The sequence below is a fragment of the Sorangium sp. So ce131 genome, assembly GCF_051519095.1.
GTDB lineage: Bacteria > Myxococcota_A > Polyangia > Polyangiales > Polyangiaceae > Sorangium.
On sequence record NZ_CP150455.1, the window covers coordinates 10,042,063 to 10,059,523 of the forward strand.

At 69.0% G+C, this 17,461-nt stretch carries 13 protein-coding genes; 8 read left to right on the forward strand and 5 right to left on the reverse strand.

Annotation, left to right across the window (positions count from 1 at the left end; translation table 11 throughout):
• Positions 1–170 precede the first annotated feature (170 nt).
• The 3 genes from WMF43_RS36485 to WMF43_RS36495 form a co-directional block, all read right to left on the reverse strand.
• The gene (locus WMF43_RS36485; protein WP_437671892.1) at positions 171–956 is read right to left on the reverse strand and encodes a hypothetical protein; all 786 of its coding nucleotides are present in this window, start codon (positions 954–956) and stop codon (positions 171–173) included.
• Complete coding sequence (locus WMF43_RS36490) at positions 925–2,337, reverse strand: AAA family ATPase (RefSeq protein ID WP_437671896.1); 1,413 nt, start codon at positions 2,335–2,337, stop codon at positions 925–927. Before WMF43_RS36490 ends, WMF43_RS36485 begins: the two co-directional genes overlap by 32 nt.
• A gap of 720 nt (positions 2,338–3,057) precedes the next feature.
• On the reverse strand, positions 3,058–5,289 hold the full coding sequence (locus WMF43_RS36495) for a DUF3160 domain-containing protein (protein ID WP_437671898.1): 2,232 nt from the start codon (positions 5,287–5,289) through the stop codon (positions 3,058–3,060).
• A gap of 407 nt (positions 5,290–5,696) precedes the next feature.
• On the opposite strand from WMF43_RS36495, the gene WMF43_RS36500 reads away from it, so the two are divergent.
• From WMF43_RS36500 to WMF43_RS36510, 3 genes are all read left to right on the forward strand, one after another.
• Positions 5,697–6,707 (forward strand): c-type cytochrome, encoded by a 1,011-nt coding sequence (locus WMF43_RS36500; protein ID WP_437671900.1) that lies wholly within the window; start codon positions 5,697–5,699, stop codon positions 6,705–6,707.
• Between the two features lie 65 nt (positions 6,708–6,772).
• Positions 6,773–7,633 (forward strand): DUF692 domain-containing protein, encoded by an 861-nt coding sequence (locus WMF43_RS36505; RefSeq protein WP_437671901.1) that lies wholly within the window; start codon positions 6,773–6,775, stop codon positions 7,631–7,633.
• On the forward strand, positions 7,630–8,613 hold the full coding sequence (locus WMF43_RS36510; protein ID WP_437671903.1) for an HvfC/BufC N-terminal domain-containing protein: 984 nt from the start codon (positions 7,630–7,632) through the stop codon (positions 8,611–8,613). The genes WMF43_RS36505 and WMF43_RS36510 overlap by 4 nt, the downstream gene beginning before the upstream one ends.
• A gap of 16 nt (positions 8,614–8,629) precedes the next feature.
• Here WMF43_RS36510 and WMF43_RS36515 read toward each other — a convergent pair whose 3' ends face one another.
• Both WMF43_RS36515 and WMF43_RS36520 read right to left on the reverse strand, forming a co-directional pair.
• Positions 8,630–9,415, reverse strand: coding sequence for a DUF4276 family protein (locus WMF43_RS36515; protein ID WP_437671904.1), 786 nt, complete (start codon positions 9,413–9,415; stop codon positions 8,630–8,632).
• Positions 9,412–11,094 carry an AAA family ATPase gene (locus tag WMF43_RS36520; RefSeq protein WP_437671906.1) on the reverse strand — a complete coding sequence of 561 codons (1,683 nt, stop codon included), beginning with the start codon at positions 11,092–11,094 and terminating at the stop codon, positions 9,412–9,414. Before WMF43_RS36520 ends, WMF43_RS36515 begins: the two co-directional genes overlap by 4 nt.
• A gap of 752 nt (positions 11,095–11,846) precedes the next feature.
• Here WMF43_RS36520 and WMF43_RS36525 point away from each other — a divergent pair.
• The 5 genes from WMF43_RS36525 (at position 11,847) to WMF43_RS36545 (ending at position 17,451) form a co-directional block, all read left to right on the forward strand.
• Positions 11,847–12,473: a glutathione S-transferase family protein gene (locus WMF43_RS36525; RefSeq protein ID WP_437671908.1), complete on the forward strand. Its 627-nt coding sequence runs from the start codon at positions 11,847–11,849 to the stop codon at positions 12,471–12,473.
• A gap of 92 nt (positions 12,474–12,565) precedes the next feature.
• Positions 12,566–14,659 carry an ABC-F family ATP-binding cassette domain-containing protein gene (locus WMF43_RS36530; protein ID WP_437671910.1) on the forward strand — a complete coding sequence of 698 codons (2,094 nt, stop codon included), beginning with the start codon at positions 12,566–12,568 and terminating at the stop codon, positions 14,657–14,659.
• Entirely contained in the window at positions 14,656–15,423 is a 768-nt protein-coding gene (locus WMF43_RS36535) for a glutaredoxin domain-containing protein (protein ID WP_437671912.1), read from the forward strand. The genes WMF43_RS36530 and WMF43_RS36535 overlap by 4 nt, the downstream gene beginning before the upstream one ends.
• A 220-nt stretch (positions 15,424–15,643) precedes the next feature.
• Positions 15,644–16,837 carry an AAA family ATPase gene (locus WMF43_RS36540; RefSeq protein ID WP_437671914.1) on the forward strand — a complete coding sequence of 398 codons (1,194 nt, stop codon included), beginning with the start codon at positions 15,644–15,646 and terminating at the stop codon, positions 16,835–16,837.
• The gene (locus WMF43_RS36545) at positions 16,834–17,451 is read left to right on the forward strand and encodes a DUF4276 family protein (RefSeq protein ID WP_437671916.1); all 618 of its coding nucleotides are present in this window, start codon (positions 16,834–16,836) and stop codon (positions 17,449–17,451) included. Before WMF43_RS36540 ends, WMF43_RS36545 begins: the two co-directional genes overlap by 4 nt.
• Positions 17,452–17,461: the final 10 nt, after the last annotated feature.

Genomic DNA, 17,461 nt, shown 5'->3' on the forward strand with positions numbered 1-17,461 from the left:
GAGGCTGTCCGGAGACGCGGGGTTGAATTGAAATTCAACCGGAGGTTGTCCGGAGGCTCGGGGCTGAATTGAAAGGCGCGCTCGCGATGCTCGGCCGGACCGCGAGTACAATTGACGCGCTTGCGTGGTGAGATTACGGCGCATCCGGCAGAGACGTGCGCACGGCGTTATCAGCGCCACCACGAAGGGGCCCACGGAGGCGGACGCAGCCATGGTTCAACCAGCGTCCGAATTTCGGGCAGGAGTTCCAGCACGCCGCGCACGAGCAACGCATCTTCATCCGTCGGCGGCTTCAGTAAGTACTCTCGAACGGGCCCAAGCCATGCGCGGGTTCCGTTCAGGAGCACGCGGAGCGTATTCACGGTCTCGGCATTCTTCGCATCGTCGTCCACAATGGCGCTCAGGATTGTGCGAAGCACCAAAATTCGATCACGTCTCTCATTGCGGAAACGGTGAAGTCCGCACATGATTCGGAGATCCTCGACCATTTTCGTGTGCGCGGGCGCTGGCGCAAGATCCCCATATTCGTCCCACCCGAAGTAGTCCAGGGGCTCGACCTCGCTAGGATCCATGGGTGCCGCTGAGACACCGCTGTTTTCGCGGGTACGATTGCAAGTGTCACACGCTGCGAGAAGGTTATTCCAGTCGAACGCCCTAGCCGGTGCCTTGGATTTCTCTTCAAGATGCTCCGCCGTGCCCGGTGACGGCGTCTCGCAGAATGCGCACTTCTCGAAGCTCATGTTGCAGAGCTCACGCCACAGCTCTACAAATGTGCCTTTACTGGTTTTCCCCGCGCGGAAATTGTCCCATTGGCCGCCGATGCGACTGCTCTTCTGCACGCTCGTTAGCGTAACGTCTGCGGCGAGCTTCTGTGCCGATTTGACCCGATTTTTGAGCGACTGCTGGTGTTCAATGTCAAGGAATTCAGCGACTGGACGTCGGACCAGCTTTAGCATCCAGCATCCTCCGCACTTTGTCGGCCGCGAGCTTGACCGCCGCGTCCACATCCTCTTTCCGCAGTTCACCCGGTGCGGTCAGCCGCTCCGCAAGCGCTTGCTCGATTTCAATAAGCCGCTTATGATCTGCAGCGTCAAGCTTTTCGAATTTGGCTTTCCCGCGCAGCATCGCGTGCTCTTTTAACAGGACTTCGGTTGCTGGGTCGCGCGTGTCGGTAAGACCAAAGAGGGGGCTCAGTAGGATCTGATCCGCTGTCCACCCGGAAACTGCAGGAGCCGGCCGGATTACATGAACTGGCGCGTTCGTGGAGCCGGCATGGAGCACGAACAACCCGTCCCGCGTGGCTGCCTGGGCGATGAACGGGCTGTGGCTGGACACAATGAATTGAAGGCGCGGAAACACCTGTTGCAACCGTGGACCAATCTCGCGCTGCCAGGTTGGGTGCAGGTGTAGATCCACCTCGTCGACAAGCACCACACCGTCTGCGCGTACGGAGAGCGCGCCGCCCTCCCCCTCCTTGACGAGGCCGGCCACCCCCTCGAAGACGTCAGTCATCTGGCGCAGCAGGTCCATCACGAGCGCGAGGAAGCTTCGATAGCCGTCGGAGAGTTCCAAGAGATCCACGCGCGTGGCGCCAGGGGCAGAGAAGTATACCTTCTGGGTGTCTACGTCCGAGATTTGAACGGGCGACGGAAGGAGTTGATCGAGCAGCTTTCGCACGATCTGATACTCTTGCTGCGCACGCGACGCGTCCGGGGCATGTGTATCGAGTGATCGCGCATAAAGCCTGGGCAGCCAGTCAAGGTCGCGCTTCAGCGCTACCGACTCACGGAACAGCGATGCAATGCGTCCGGCGCGACCCGGCTCGTAGGTTAGATCGTCCTCCGCGCCGCCGGTGAAACGGCGAAATGCGCCATAGGCACAAACCAGCCATCCAGTCTTGTTCGCCGCATAAGGACCCCTGAGAAGGCCGCGGTGTTCCTTGTCCTTGGGATTCCCCCGGAGCACGATCTGCGGCGCGGCGAACTCGAGTCCATCGAGTGTCGTAGGCTGATCGCCGACAACTGCAAACGACGCGCGATAAGGATCCTTGCGCGGAGCGCCGTCGGCCACATCGTTCTCACCGCGGAGAAAGCTCGCCTCGAGTGCTCCGTAGGGCTCGTCCCGTCGAACCCAGGCCGTCGGTGATACGAGGCGCATGGCCGGCGACGGGCCGACGAGCGCAACGGCTATTGCCTGGAGCAGGGTCGTTTTCCCGGTTGCATTGGCGCCCAAAATCACGTTCCATCCCGCGTAGCTCTCTTCGCTGCTGGACGGAAAATCGAATCTCACGTCCGCGAAGCACTTGATGCTCCGAGCCGTGAACGACCTCAGGTACACGGTGACCTCCGCATGATGCTGCAGTGTACGCCTAACGGTCGCGGGCAGGCAACCGCATCGCTTGCAGGGGCTGGAAAGCGCAGCCCGGATCGTTACGGGGGCGGCGGGATCGCGTGCTGCTCCTTCGGCAGGAGTGGTCGCACCTGCGGACGCTTGAGGATGTGCGTAGGGACCCGCCGGAACGAATCGATGCCGATACCGCCGGCCTGCCCAGGCGGGCGCCGCCGGACGAGCACGACATCATATTCTAGAGACTGTTGCCTTCTCCGCCATGATCTGCCGGACGAACTCCCGGATGGCCTGCGCAAACGCGGAGTAGGGGACGTTCCGGTCGAGCTGGTCGAACTTGCCCGCGACGAAGTACCCGGCGCGCCGGCGCGCGATGGCGTGATGATCTCCTTGACCAGTCCGTGAGGGCGTAGTCGGAGAGGCTGACCATGTGCGCTCCTGGACCCTTGCTCGCCCGGACTCCCCCTGAGACGGGCAGCAAACGGCAGAGTCCGCCAAGGTATCGCAGATTTCTTCTCGGAAGCGCAATGGCGACGAGCGCGTGAAGGCTTGTCGAGCGCGCTCGACGGGTCTGCCCGGCAAACTGTGATCGCACGGACGTGCTGGCGCGTCGTCCGGCACAGCACGGCACAGATTCCAACGAGGCTACATCGTGCCGGAGCGCGCCCTGGGCGGCGAGCTCACGCGGAGGCGAGCTCGGGGGCTGCGCGATCAGCGGGCCACGAGATCCTGCATCCAGGGGACGTCGCCGGGGGTCGCCTCCCGGATCGCGCCGGCCCACTGCTCGTCGGTCATGCGCTCGAAGCCCTCGGTGATCTGCTCGAAGTACGAGGAGGCGAGGCCCACGAACGCGCTGGGGGTGCCGCAGGGGTCGGCGGTCACGACCATCAGGCGGGGGAAGCCGGTGCCGACGTGCAGCACGCGGCCGACCGGCGCGCCGCCCTCGTCGGTGGGCTGCGTGTGCACGTCCGCGATCGTGGGATCCTCGGTCACGCTCTCCATGACGTCGAAGAAGAGCTGGACGTACCAGCCCTCGGCGCCGGCGGGGGAGCCGCATCCTTGCTGGATCTTGACGGCCTGGTTGATGAAATCGAGGTGCGCGGCGGTGAGGGGCAGGCCGGCGCGCTCGTTCTCCGCCATCTCGCCGAGCGTCTTCGCGACGGTGTGCAGGCGCGAGAAGTAGGCGGGCACCGCCTCGGCGAGCCACGGGGCGCTCGACAGGTCGAGGGCCTCGACGACCTTGCCGCCGTGCTCGGCCAGCTCGGCGATGCGGGCGTAGAACGCCGGGTACGGGTCCACGTACGCGTCGGGGAACTCGCACGTGGCGCCGCCCGTGTACGACTGCTTCGCGTAGAGCAGCGTGTCGTGCCGGAGCTCGGCCCAGGAGGCGAGCTGCGTGTTGAGCAGGCGCCGGCCCCAGGCCTCGGTCTTCGCCACCTCGGGCAGGCCGGAGGCGTCGGCGGCGGCCCGCGCCGGCGACAGCTCCCGCAGCGCGGAGAGCCAGCGGTTGTAGAGGTTCTTGCTCCAGAAGTCGGCCGGGTGGGCGTCGACGAGCACGCGCATCATGTGCAGGTCGGGCGCGTAGGGGAACTGGCCGAGCTCGGGCGCGAGCAGCTGGCCCGCCTGGTCGTTGCCGAGCGCGGCGAAGCCCACGTCGAGCGGGTTCGGCATCATGCGCTTCACGGTGCCGCTCCGGACGCGGTCGTAGACCACGTTCGAGAAGACGTGGGAGTCGACCACGTACCGCTGGCCGAGCAGCGCGAAGCTCGACGAGAGCGGCAACGTGCCCTTGTCGAGGCCGTTGATCATGATGTGGCTCGAGATCCGCTGCGTCCCGTGGCCCTTCTCGACCAGGACCGCGGAGATCCGCTCGTCCGGGACGCCGGCGAGGCCGGCCGCGCCGCCGAGGCCGAGGTCCGCGAGCAGGGCGTCGAGCTCCGGCAGCATCATATAGTCGCTCTCGCCGACGAAGGCCTGGATGGTGTCGTCGATGCGCTGGTAACGGCCGAGGGTCTTCTCGTCGGCGAGCGCGCGCAGCACGTACGCGCCCTCGAGCTGCCGCCGCTGGAAGACCTGCGTGCCGTCGGACTGCGTCTCGAGGAAGCGGAAGTCGACGCGGCCGAGCCACATCATGCTGCGGAAGTAGCGCTCGAGCTCGGGCTGGTCGGTGTAGTGGCCGCGCGGCTCGAACTGCGAGAAGTCCATGATCCGGTCGGAGCCGAAGAGGCGCACCGCGGCGCTGCCCTGGTGGGACTTGGCTCCGGCGACGAGCTCGTCGATCGTCGCGGCGCTGGCGCCCGCGACGGGCGCGACGGGGGCATCGGTGAGCAGCGCGAGCGCCACGGCGGTGAACAGGTCGGCGTCGGCGCGCGCCTCCGCGCCGAGCTCGCCGCCGGCGCCCGACGCCAGGCTGCCGCGCATCTCCTCGAGCATCGTCCCGAGCTCGGTCGAGAGCGAGGCGAGCTCCACGGCCTTCAAGATCGCGTCGTACGAGCGGTGGACCGCGTACAGGATGGAGTCGGCGGACACGTAGAGCGGCAGGTCGAGCGCATAGAGGCTCTCGTAGCCGTAGACGAACGTCGGGAAGTGATGCCGCTCCGAGATGACGAAGCCGTTCTTCGAGAGCTTCGCGAGCTCGCCCTCGTCGAGCGCGAGCGCGGTGCCCTGGATCATCGGCATGTGCTCCGCGTCCTCGGGCGCGTAGGGCAGGCCTCTCGCGAAGGAGACGGCGTACTTCCGGGCGAAGTCCTCGGCGGTCATGCTCTCCGAGGCCTCCCTCTCGGCGAGCAGCGCCTCGAGCTCCGCCTTCTGCTCGGACCCGAGCTGCGCGGGCGGCTGCTCCGTGCCCCCGCCGCCGGGCGGCGGGGTACTCGGCTCCCCCGAGCAGCCGGCGAGGGCGAGGAGGAGCGGGACGACGTGGACGTGACGAAGGATCTTGCGCATCGTGTTCCCCTTCCAGCGCGCGCCCCCTTGACCCCGGGGCGCGGCGGCCCCGGTGTGAGCAAGGACGGTGCCGCGGGCCGCCACGGGGGTGGGCTTCGCGGGAGGCGGAGGCGGGACGGCATTCATCCAGGTGAATGGCGGTGATCCCTGACGCGGGGGATCCCATGCCGCCTGGGCCAGGCACAACCGCGCTGCGCGCCGAAAAGGACAAGGCGCGATTCACCAGGGCGATTCCATCGCTGAGGCAATCGTGCAGGAAGCCAATCCGCGCCGCGCGTTCCGTACCTGTCGAAGGTGCTGCCTGCGACAACGTGCCGCATGTTCGGGGCGCGGCATCCCTGGTTATAAGTCCTGCCTCGGGAAGCCGGCAGGCGCGCGCAGCGCGGCCCTTCCGAGAGGGGACGATCATGACGAACTCGCCGGGATCCACTTTGTTCGCGCTGGCCCTGGCCGGCTTTGCCGCCTTCACGCCGGCCTGCGGCGACGACGATGGCTCGCCCTCCGGCGCCGAGCCGACCACTGGAGCCGACGGCTCCGGCGCGGGGGGCGCCGGCGGCGATAGGGATGGCGGTGGCGTCGGCGGCGGCGGGGATGAGGGGGGCGCTGGCGGCGCCGGCGCGGGTGGCCAGCCCGTCGGCGACGAGGACAGCGATCACGACAGGGACGGCTTCACCCCACGTGATGGCGACTGCGACGATTTCAACAACACCGTCCACCCCGGCGCCGAGGAGCAGAACCTCGATGACGTCGACGCGGACTGCGATGGGTCGGACGCGCCGACCAAGACGCTGGTGTGGAGCGGCGACGAGGACGCCGATCTGGTGGACGCGGTGGCCCTCATGGACGCGGACGGTGACGGCGAGATCTCCCTCGACGAGTTCTCCGCGAAGTGCGCCGAGTCCGCCATGCTGATGGGCACCGCGCGCCCCGGGGTGGTCCAGGTTCACGCGGCCTGCGCCGGCACGAACAGCTGCCGCGGCATGGTCTATCAGACATGGAACGAGATCCACGAGCACTCGTGCCGCGCCGTGAACTCCTGCGCGGGCTGGAGCTGCGTGGAGACCGCCGAGGACCAGGGTCGAGACGGGCCAGCGTCGTTACAGGCTGGGGCGTGCAGCCATTGCCACTCCGGCCCGGTCGGCACGTTCACCGTGCAGGTGCCGCCCGGCGAGGACGTGAGCGAATTCGTCGCCGATTTCTGGGACCGTCGCTCGGATCCGTACCTGCAGTCGGTCATCGCGTTCGGGATCCGCGGCGTGACGGCGGAGGGCTACGCCTACTCGAACATGCCCGGCTCCTACCACCTGCTGTCGCGCGCCGAGATGGACCGGCTCATCGCCTACCTGCGCACCCTCACGCCGGAGGGCGACCCCTTCGATCAGCTGCCGCCGGCAGAGCCGATCGAGCCGGGCGACTAGCTCCGCTTGTCAGGAATCTTGGCAGGGATCAGCCAGACTCTGTGACGCTCGGAGCTAGCCCGCCGATGGTCGCACCGCAACGCCCCGCCGGCAGTCCGCCGCCCGATGCGCGCGCGCCCGAGCGAGACGCGCTCGGCCTCGGCCTGCGTCCGCAGCACTACGACGAGATCGAGCGGCTCCAGCCCGAGCTGGGCTTCTTCGAGATCATCGCGGAGAACTACCTCGGCGCTTCTCCGCTACCCCGGGAGCGGCTCCGGCGCATCGCCGAGCGCTACCCGATCGTGGCCCACGGCGTCTCCCTGAACCTGCTGGGGGAAGCTCCGCTCGATAGAGATTATCTGTCCCGGCTGAAGGACCTGATTGAGGAGCTCCGCATTCCCTACTTCACGGATCACCTCTGCTGGACGGCGTTCGAGGGCGTGACGCACCACGACCTGCTGCCCGCGCCCTATGATCCGGAGCTGATCCCGTACGCGGCCGGCCGGGCGTTCGAGGTCCAGGAGGCGCTCGGCGTACCCTTCGGGATCGAGAACCTGTCTTCCTACGTGGCCTGGGAGCGCGACACGGTGCCGGAGTGGGTGTTCTACCGCCGCGTGGTGGAGGAGTCCGGCTGCTGGTGCATGCTGGACCTCAACAACGTGTTCGTCTCCAGCCGGAATCACGGGTTCGATCCGCGCGAGTACCTCGACAGCGTGCCTTGGCGCCGGGTCTTGCAGGTCCACCTGGCCGGCCACCAGACGTTGCCCTCGGGCCTTCGGCACGACACACATGACCGTCCGGTCGACGACGAGGTGTGGTCTCTGTACGAGGAGGCGTGGCGCCGGGGCGGCCCTTTCCCGACGCTGCTCGAGTGGGACGCGGAGATCCCGCCCTTGCCCGTGGCCCTGTCGGAGCTCGACAAGGCGCGGCGGGTGCGGCCTGCATGAGCCCGAGGGGTGGAGATCCTCCGGGCTGGCTGCGAGAGCTCCAGCGCGACTTCAGCGCAGTCCTTCGCGCGCCGCTCGACTCGGGCTCGGGCACCTTCCGGGAGCGCCAGGAGCGGTATCCGGAGCGGCTCGTGGCGCAGCTGAAGAGCGGCCCCGGGAGCCTCGCCCCGGCGGAGCGGCTCGCGCTCTATCACCGCCAGTACTGGATGCGGCTGTTCACCGCGCTGCAGACGGGCTTCCCCCGCGCCTCGCGGGCGGTGGGCTACTGGCACTTCAACCACCTGGCCGCGCTGCACCTCGCCGCGCGCCCGCCGCAGCACGTCGACATCGACGAAGCGACCCGCGGGTTCGCCGCGCGGCTCGGCGGCGCGCTGCAGCGCCTCGACGAGGCAGAACGCGGCCGCGGATCGAAGCCCCCCGCGCACGAGGACGAATGGTGCCGGCGGATCGAGCTCTCCAGGGCTCCGCGCGCGATGGTCCGCCAGGCGCTGCGCATGGACGAGGCCGAGCGGCACGCCTACGAATCGCCGTTCGAGGGGCTCTGGCGACCGACGCCGGCGGAGCTCGGCAAGCTGGCCGAGGGGCGGCTGCGCTTCGCGGTCTCCTGCACGCTGACCCACGAGGACTGGGACCTCGCGCGCTTCTCGCGGCTCACGGGGGTCGACCGGGACGAGGGCGCGCCGGGCGCGGTACGTCGCCACCTGTCGAGGCGGTGCTGGGTCTTCGCCCGGAGCGCCACCGGGACGGCCACGACCTGCGTGGATCCGCTGTTCGCCCGCCTGCTCCGGCGCTGCCGCGAGCTGCCGTTCGGGCAGGCCCTCGCCGCCGTCGAGCACGGCTGTACGGCGGCGGAGGCAGCGCGACTGCGGGCGAAGCTGCAGGGCTGGATCCTGCTCGCGCTCGCGAGCGGCTGGTGGACGGGCCTCGAGGCCGAGCCGCGCGCGCAGGAGAGCCCGACCGACGGTCCGAGCCGGACGTGAGCCCCTGAGTGTGCGCTCAGCCTGCGCCTTCCGGCGTTGCGGGCCCTCGGGCGCGGGAGTCGGAGGAGTCCGGGTTGTCGTCGGCTCGCTCGGGGATGGCCACGGCCTCCTGCCTCCCGGCCATGGGAGCAGGCGGATCCGGGTCTCCTCCGCCGGCGACGGCTCTGAGCTCGCGGACGAAGGACGCGAACCGCTGCGCGCAGCCCGCCTCGGTCGACTGGAGGGACGCGCGCTCCAGGATCCAGACGGCATCGACCGTATCGATGTAGTCCGGCTTCCTGCGGTACTGGCGGAAGAGCTCCTCGACGATCCGCTTCGGTGGTCTGTCGTCGTTCTGATCTTCCACCGGATTGCGCCAGCGGCCCTTCAGCGCGTCCTTCGTCCTCAAGCGCTCGCGGAGCTTGTCCGGCGCGGCGAGGAGGAGCGCTTCGAGGTCGTGCTTCAGGCAGTGGACACGGAAACGGCGGCGCGTGTCCGCCGGAAGGCCGATCTTGTCCGCTCTCGAGGTGAAACGATCCTGCAGCAGCCTCCAGAGCGCGGCGAACGAGCGGTGCTCGTTCGGGGTACCATCGTAGTAGGCCATGGGATAGAGGTCGGGCAAGGCGAACACCCAGTCGCCCGGGTTCTGCTTCAGGTGCTCGGCCGCCTTTCGCGGCACGTCGTTCAAGATCGGAGCCTTGCCGCCCTGAGGGGAGAAGCTGATGCCGATCCCGCGGCCTCGGCCGTCGTCGATGATGCCTTTGAGCAGCGCCTGGAGAGCTTTTTGGTCGGAAGGGCCCTCGACGTAGACGATCACCTTCACGGAAGCACCTCGAGCTCCTCCGTGAGAAAGAGCCTGGCGAGGGCCTCGCCGCCGATCTCTTCCACCTCGTGCCGAAGGGCCTGGCTCGTCGCCGGACGCACGAGCACGGCGCGCCCCTCCTCCTTACGCATCACCGCGATCTCCTCGAGGGCGAATTGCGCCAGGAAATGCGGCGAGTGGGTGGCGATGAGGATCTGCGAGCGGGCGGCGGCGAGCCTCAGGGCGCCGGCCAGCACCGGCAAGACCCGGGGATGCAGGCCGATCTCGGGCTCATCAATGCAGATGAGCGGCGGCAGCGAGGGCGAGACGGCCAGCGCAAGCCAGCAGAGCAGCCGCAAGGTGCCGTCGGACAGCTCGGCGAGGGTGAGCTCCTCGTTGACGCCGCGCTCACGCAGCACGGCGATGGTCATCCCCTTGGCGCGAGGCTTCACGCCGAGGGAAAGGAAGCCGGGGAGCGTCGCTCCGAGGTGGGTCTCGAGCTCCTCCCACGCCTCTCGGTGCTCCAGCACGAGCGCATGGAGGACCGCGCTCAGGTTCCCGCCGTCCTCGGCGAGCACCGGGTTCTCCTCGACCTGCGCTGGACGGCGGAGGGGAGAGACAGGTGAGACGTCGAAGCCCGAGTAGAACCTCCACGACGCCACGAAGCTCTGGAACCGCGACAGCGTGGGCAGATTGGGAGCGATGGCCCGACGGAGTGCGAGCTCATTCGGCGGCACGGTCCAGGACGTCTGGCTTTGACGGGGCGCCAGATCACGCACAAAACCGTGGCCACCACGGAAATCGAGCAGAGAAGATGTCTCGTCACCCTGCGCATGTCCCTCGAGGGCAAGGCGCTCGCGGACAACCCTGGGCGCGCCGACCGGACCGTGGACTTCTGCCTCGTAACGAAGGGACGCCGGGGCCTCCACCTCCCTCCGCCCGACGTTCAACTCGAAGGACAATCGGTCTGCTTCACCGGCGTGGAAGAGTAGCTTCCCGGCGTTGCGGGGGTCGACCTCGGGCGGCAGTGGGCTCTGCGCCGCGAAGCTGACGAAGCGCAGGAAGTCGAACAGGCTCGATTTGCCGGTCGCGTTGGCGCCGATGATCACCGTCAGGTCGCGCAGATCGACAGAGAAGCGTTTGAACGGGCGGTACCCGGCGATCTCGACGTGGAGAAGAGTGGCACCGGCAAGATCGATCGACGGCGGAAGCTTCTCCGAGCTCTTGAGCACGCCGAGATCGTCAATATATAGGATACCCTCGAGGTCGATGTCCTCGTCGGGCAGACCGGTGCTGTCCGAAACATTGGCTGAGATCAGCCCAGAGGCCATCAAAAAGCCGAGGACGATACCGTAAGAGCTGTCAGTCGTATAACCTGGCGGAAAGTTGTCACAAAGATCGCTGTAGTAACGATAGCTTCCGCGCTTCTTGCGCCAGAGTCTCTTCAGTTCCGGCAGAAGCTCCTGGCACTTCACAAGCTGCTCATTTGCTTCCTCAGTGTCGCACGCGCGAAGCCCTGCCAGGGTTGGATAGTACCGACCCTGGATGTCCTTCAATAGCCCTAGGGAGATGAGATCCATGAGCTTCGCCTCATCGGAGGCATGCCTGCGCTGGAACCCCTCCACGGAAGGGAAGGCCTCGTTCTTGAGCACATGGTCGAGAACGGCGCGCAAGAGCTCGCGGTCGGCTTCGTTCGTCATTGTTGCTCCTCGCGCATCCTCGTTGACCACAGCATCCTCATGAACCGCTTCCTGCGCAGCGTCAGTCCCGCGCACCGGCGGGGGACCAGGGAGAGATCTAACAATCTGTACCTCCGCGGGAAAGCACAAGGCGCCGCTCTGGCGATCCGTTTGCTCCGGCCTCCTGGCCCCGCTCGGACCGCCCCCGCTCCGCGGCGGCGCCTCCCCGGCCGCCGTCTCGGCCCCTCCCCGCCCCTGCGCGGTCTCCGCTTTGCTCCTGCGCCGCCCCGGCCGCCTCCTGGGCCGTCTCCGCCCCGGCTCCTGCGTCGCCCCGGCCGCCTCCTGGGCCGTCTCCGCCCGGCTCCTGCGTCGCCCCGGCCGCCTCCTGCGTCGCCCCGGCCATCCCCTGCGCCGTCTCCGCCGGGCTCCTGCGTCGCCCCGGCCGTCTCCTGCGCCGTCTCCGCTCCGGTCCTGCGCCCCCCGGCCTCTGCCGACGACAGCAAGCTGAGCGCCTCGTCCCTTAGCGCACCACGCCGGGGCCTGTGCGCCCCATCACGCGCCGCTCGCGGAAGCCAACGAATCGTTACGGCAGAGTCACGGGTGGATCACACCTTCACCCCCCCAACATACCGCGTCGGAATCCTGCTCGGCATGGCAAAACTGACGCTTACTGCCTCCCAGCGAAATCGCCGACAACCCCGCGTCCCCCTGCACGCCGCGCGTGACATCGAGGCTCCAGATCCACTACAAGGGGCCGCCGGAGGCCAACAACCATGTCCATCACGTTCTATTACACCCCTCAGAGCAACGCGACGCGCATCCGCTGGACCCTCGCCGAGCTCGGCGTCCCGTGTGAGACCGTCCGGGTCGATCTGCGCGCAGGCGAGCAGAAGAAGCCGGAGTTCCTGGCCCTCAATCCCAACGGCAAGGTGCCGACCCTCGTCATCGACGGCACCCCGATCTTTGAATCGGTGGCGATCCAGATCGCCCTCGGCGAACGGTACGGCGTCGAGAAGGGCCTGTGGCCGGCCCCTGGCTCGCCCGAGCGCCTCACGGCCCTGAGCTGGCTCGTCTGGGGCCAGGTCACCTTGGCCGCCACCCTGTTCCGCTACATGGCCAACACGAGCGAGTATTTCCCCGAGGAGCAGCGCAGCGCGAAGCAGGCCGAGATCGCCCTCGGCGAGCTGCACAACCTGCTCCGCATCCTCGACGCCCGCCTCGACGGCCGCCCGTACATCGCCGGCGAGACCTTCACCCTCGTCGACCTCGACCTCGCCGCGGTGCTCGGCTGGGGCCTCAGCTGGGCCAAGATCGACGTCTCGAACCTGCCGAACCTCCAGGGCTGGCTCGGCCGCACGACGGGGCGCCCGGCCGCCAAGACGGCGCTCGCCGAGTCCTGAGCCCCGCCGCTCGCCCTCACGGCCCACCACGCGCCGACCCCCCGCCCCGGGCGCACTTGCGCGCGCCCGACGCATGCTAGAACTCGGCCGCAATGACGGTCCTCCAGGTCGCCGACCTCAGCTTCGGTTACGGCGCCGACAAGCTGTTCCAGGGCATCACCTTTTCCCTGGAGCTCGGCCAGCGCGCCGCGCTCGTCGCCCCCAACGGCGCCGGCAAATCCACCCTGCTCCGCCTGATCGCCCGGGAGCTCACCCCGGACACGGGCTCGGTCGTGATCCGCAAAGGGATCCGGATCGCCTACTTCCGGCAGTCACACGAGCTCCACGCCGAGGGCACCGTGCTCGACGCCTTCCTCTCCGGGTTCTCCGAGGTGCTCGAGCTGCGCCACGCCCTCACCGCGGCGCAGCTCGACGCCGCGAGCGGCAGCGAGGCCGACCTCGCCCGGCTCAGCGACCTCACCGACCGCTACCACATCGCCGGCGGCGACGACCTCGAGCGCCGCGTCGAGATCATCGCGGCCCACCTCGGGTTCAGGCCCGCCGACATGGACCGCCCCGTCGCCAGCCTGTCCGGCGGCGAGCGCGGCCGCCTGCAGCTCGGCGTCGTGCTCGCGATCGAGCCCGACCTGCTGCTGCTCGACGAGCCGACGAACCACCTCGACATCGAGACCATCACCTGGCTCGAGAAGCACCTCGCGGGGCTCGGCGGCGCGCTGCTCTGCATCTCGCACGACCGCGCCTTCCTCGACGCGGTCTGCCCGAACACCATGGAGCTCGGACAGCGCAGCTTCCGGGTCTACCCGCTCAAGTACAGCGACTACGCGGTCGCCCGCGAGGAGGACCTCGCCCGCGAGCGGGAGCTCGCCGAGCGGCAGGAGGCGTTCGTCGCCAAGACCGAGGAGTTCATCCGGCGCAACATCGCCGGCCAGAAGACCAAGCAGGCGCAGAGCCGGCGCAAGATGCTCGACAAGCTCGAGACCATCGACCGGCCCGAGGACGTCTGGGCGACCGCCGAGAAGGTCCGCTTCCGGTTCGCGCCCGCCCCGCGCAGCGGGGACATCGTGCTCGACGCGCGCGGCCTCGGCGCCGCCCGCGGCGGCCGCACCCTCTTCTCCGGCGTCGACCTCCTCATCCGCCGCGGCGACCGGGTGGGCATCGTCGGGCCGAACGGGACCGGCAAATCGACGCTGCTCAAGCTGCTCGCAGGCGTGGGCGCGCCCGAGGACGCCGGCGAGGTGAAGCGCGGCACGAACCTCGGCCAGGGCTACTTCGACCAGCACCTCGGCACGCTCGACCCGAACCGGACCGCCGTCGAGGAGATCCGCAGCGTCCGCGCGGACATGAACGTCGACGCCACGCGGCAGTACCTGTCGCGGTTCCGGTTCTACGGGGACGACGCGCTCCGGAAGGTGCAGGGGTTCTCGGGCGGCGAGCGGAGCCGGCTGGCGCTCGGCAAGCTGCTGCTCGAGCCGCGCAACCTGCTCTTCCTCGACGAGCCGACGAACCACCTGGACATCCCCGCGGCCGAGATCCTCGAGGAGGCGCTCACGGGGTTCGAGGGGACGGTGGTGCTCGTGTCGCACGACCGGCGGTTCCTGGAGCGGGTGACCACGCGCATCGTGGCGGTGCGCGAGGGGCAGGTGGACGTGTATCCCGGCGGCTTCCGCGACTACCGGGACAACCTCGAGAAGCTCGCGGCCGAGGAGGCGGCGCGCGAGGCGGAGGAGCGGGGCGCGGCGCAGCGCGGGCCGGCGCGAGGGGCGCGGCAGAACGGCGCGGCCGCGGCGCGCGACGAGGCGAGGCCCGCGGCGGACGACCGGGGCGGGGGCGCGAAGCCCGCGCGGGCGGTGCGGCGGAGCGGCGCGACGATGCCGCCGCCGGACGGCGGGGGCGCGGACGACGCGGCGGCGCGCCGGCGGGCGTTCGAGAGCGACAAGGCCGCGGCGCGGGCCGCGGAGCGCAAGCGCAAGCGGGTGAAGGAGCTCGAGGCGGAGATCGCCGCGGGCGAGTCGCAGCTCGCGGCGATGCGCGAGGAGCTGAAGAAGGACCCGGGCGGCGACTGGGCGAAGCTCGCCGAGGCGGCGCGCAAGGAGCAGGCGCTCGCGAAGCGCGTCGACGCGGCGATGGCCGAGTGGATGGCGCTGAGCGAGGAGCTCGGCGCCGCGGCGGCGGGAGGCGGGGCGTGACGCGGGCGGCGCGCGCCACGCCGGGGGGCCTCGCCCGCGCCGCCGCGGTCGTGCTCGTGCTCGCCGCGGCCGCGCCGGCCTGCAACGAGAAGCGCGACGACGGCACCACGCCGGCGGCGGCCGCGGCCGAGCTGCCGCCGCTCGAGCTGCGCGACGACACGGCGAACCTGATGCTCACGTGGATCGACGCGCAGGGCGACACCCACGTCGAGCTCCGCCCGGCCGACGTCCCCGCCGAGGGCCGCGCGCTCGTACGCGCCATGCTGTCGGACCGGACCGAGGGCACACGCGACGTGTTCTACGTCGCGGACCTGACGCAGAAGCGCCCGGACGGGGCGTACGTGGTCCGGAGCATGCCGCGGCGGGAATGGGAGGCGCTGCTGGAGAAGCGACGCGCCGATCACCTCGCGAAGACGGCGCCACCGCCCGCGGAGGCGCCGGGCCCCGCCGGATCCGCTGGCGCTGGCGCGCCCGCAGCCCCGAGCAGCCTGAGCGGCGTCACGGTGATCATCTACGGCGCCTCGTGGTGCAAGCCGTGCCACCAGGCGGCGGACTACCTGCGGGCCAAGGGCGTCGCCGCGATCGTCAAGGACATCGAGGAAGATCCGGCCGCGGCCGCCGAGATGCAGGACAAGCTCGCGAAGAGCCACCAGCGCGGGGGCAGCATCCCGATCATCGATGTCCGCGGGCAGATCCTCGTCGGGTTCAGCCCGGGAGCGCTGGACAAGGCGCTCGCGCGGGCGGCGGGCGGCGTGACGCTCTGACGCGCGGGCGGCGGGCGGCGGACGCAGAGAGGGACCAGCGCGGCGGGGTGCGGAGCTGGAGCTGCGCCGTTCGGAGCGGCGGACACGGCTCGCTGGCCGGGATCCAGGAAGCAGTGTTACAACGACATCGCGAGCCGCCCTCGATCAGGAAGGCGCCGGGAGGGCTCCTCTCCCGCAGATCATCACGCCAAGCGCAGGAAATCACAGAAAGGAATGAACTGTGGGCATCCAGAAGCTGAGCATCGCTGGATTCCGCTCCTTGCGTGATGTGACATGGCAGCCTGGCCGGCTGAACGTGGTCATCGGCCCCAACGGTTCTGGCAAGTCGAACCTGCTCCGGGCGCTCGCGCTGCTCCAGAAGAGCGCGCTGGGCGAGCTGCCTCAGGAGATACTGCGATGGGGCGGCATCGCTCCCCTGCTCTGGGACGGTGCGGTGCAGGAAATCTCCTGGACGGTGAAGACGGATCCGGGCGGTCGAGGGAGGGCCCCTGTAACGGAGGCGCTGACGTACGAGCTGCGCCTCCGGCAGCTCGGGGGGACGAGCGCGTACAGGATCGAGCATGAGCAGCTGGCGAGCCATCACCTCGAGGAGAACGGCCAGAAGCCCGAACCGAAGAAGCTTCTCGAGAGGCGCCCTGGCCACGCGGTGACGTTCGACTCTCAGGAGCGCAGGCTGGCGGCGCACGAAGGGAGCGTGCTGGACGAGCAGTCGCTGCTGTCGCTGACGGCAGGGCCGTTCGGGAACGCGCAGGTGCTCGGATTCCGTGACGTGGTATCGGGCTGGTCCATCTACCATGACGTGCACGTCGATCAGCAGGCGCCGCTCAGGCAGGCAGCCGTGGCGAGGATGGATCGCCGTATCGCCGTGGATGGGCAGAACCTCATCCCGGTCCTCCACACGCTCTACACGGGGAGCCGCGACTTCAAGAGGGTCGTTGACGAAGCGATGCGCGCTGCGTTCAGCGACGACTACGAGGAGCTCGTCTTCCCCCCGGCGGCGGACCAGCGGGTGCAGCTCCGCGTCCGCTGGAGGTCCCTGCGGACGGAGCAAGCGGCCGCCGATCTGTCGGACGGCACGGTCCGATTCCTCCTTCTGCTCGCGATCCTCGCCAGCCCGAGCCCCGCAGATCTCATCGCGATCGACGAGCCGGAGGCGGGCCTCCACCCGAGCATGCTGCCCATCGTGGCGGAGCTCGCCGCCGACGCCGCCGAGCGCTCCCAGGTCGTCCTGACCACGCACTCCGATCAGCTCCTGGACGCCTTCACCGCAGAGCCTCCGGTGACCACGGTGACGCGCTGGCAGGACGGCGAGACGCGCCTGTCGATCGTGGACGGGGAGGAGCTCCGCAGGTGGCTCAAGGAGTACACGCTCGGCGCGCTGTTCCGCTCGAGGGAGCTCGAGGGGATGGTATGAAGATCGTCCTCTTTGTCGAGGGCCACACCGAGAAGGCGTTGCCCGAGCTCCTGAAGCGATGGCTCGACCCGCGGCTCCCTCAGCCCATCGGCATCAAGGTTGTTCGCTTCGAGGGCTGGCCTGATTTCTATGACGAGATCGCCAAGAAGGTGACGCTGCACCTGACGGGCAAAGCGAGCATGGGTGTCGTAGGGGCCGTCGGCCTGCTCGACCTGTACGGACCGACCATCTATCCTGCCGACAGGACAACAGCGAGCGAGCGATACGCATGGTTCAAGAACGACATAGAAGCCAAGGTGGGGCACCCGCGGTACCGCCAGCACTCTGCGGTGCACGAGACAGAGGCATGGTTGCTGGCCAATCCTTCCATCCTCCCGGCGGAGGTGCGCGCCGCGCTCCCGGGCAAGTGCGCGCATCCGGAGACCGTGAACTTCGACACGCCGCCCGCGAAGCTCCTCGAGCGCCTCTATCGCGATAAGCTGAAGAGAGGTTACAGGAAGGTCATCGACGGCACCAACCTGTTCCGGGCGCTGGATCCCGACGTCGCTTACGGAAAGTGCCCCTACCTGAAGCTCCTCCTGGACGACATGCTGGCCCTGGCGACCAGCGGCTGAACGGCGCTGG

Bases quoted from the DNA above. Each gene is read 5' to 3' on its own strand.
- WMF43_RS36485 (WP_437671892.1), bottom strand. From the start codon at position 956: ATGCTAAAGCTGGTCCGACGTCCAGTCGCTGAATTCCTTGACATTGAA.
- WMF43_RS36495 (WP_437671898.1), bottom strand. From the start codon at position 5,289: ATGCGCAAGATCCTTCGTCACGTCCACGTCGTCCCGCTCCTCCTCGCC.
- WMF43_RS36500 (WP_437671900.1), top strand. From the start codon at position 5,697: ATGACGAACTCGCCGGGATCCACTTTGTTCGCGCTGGCCCTGGCCGGC.
- WMF43_RS36505 (WP_437671901.1), top strand. From the start codon at position 6,773: ATGGTCGCACCGCAACGCCCCGCCGGCAGTCCGCCGCCCGATGCGCGC.
- WMF43_RS36510 (WP_437671903.1), top strand. From the start codon at position 7,630: ATGAGCCCGAGGGGTGGAGATCCTCCGGGCTGGCTGCGAGAGCTCCAG.
- WMF43_RS36520 (WP_437671906.1), bottom strand. From the start codon at position 11,094: ATGACGAACGAAGCCGACCGCGAGCTCTTGCGCGCCGTTCTCGACCAT.
- WMF43_RS36525 (WP_437671908.1), top strand. From the start codon at position 11,847: ATGTCCATCACGTTCTATTACACCCCTCAGAGCAACGCGACGCGCATC.
- WMF43_RS36530 (WP_437671910.1), top strand. From the start codon at position 12,566: ATGACGGTCCTCCAGGTCGCCGACCTCAGCTTCGGTTACGGCGCCGAC.
- WMF43_RS36545 (WP_437671916.1), top strand. From the start codon at position 16,834: ATGAAGATCGTCCTCTTTGTCGAGGGCCACACCGAGAAGGCGTTGCCC.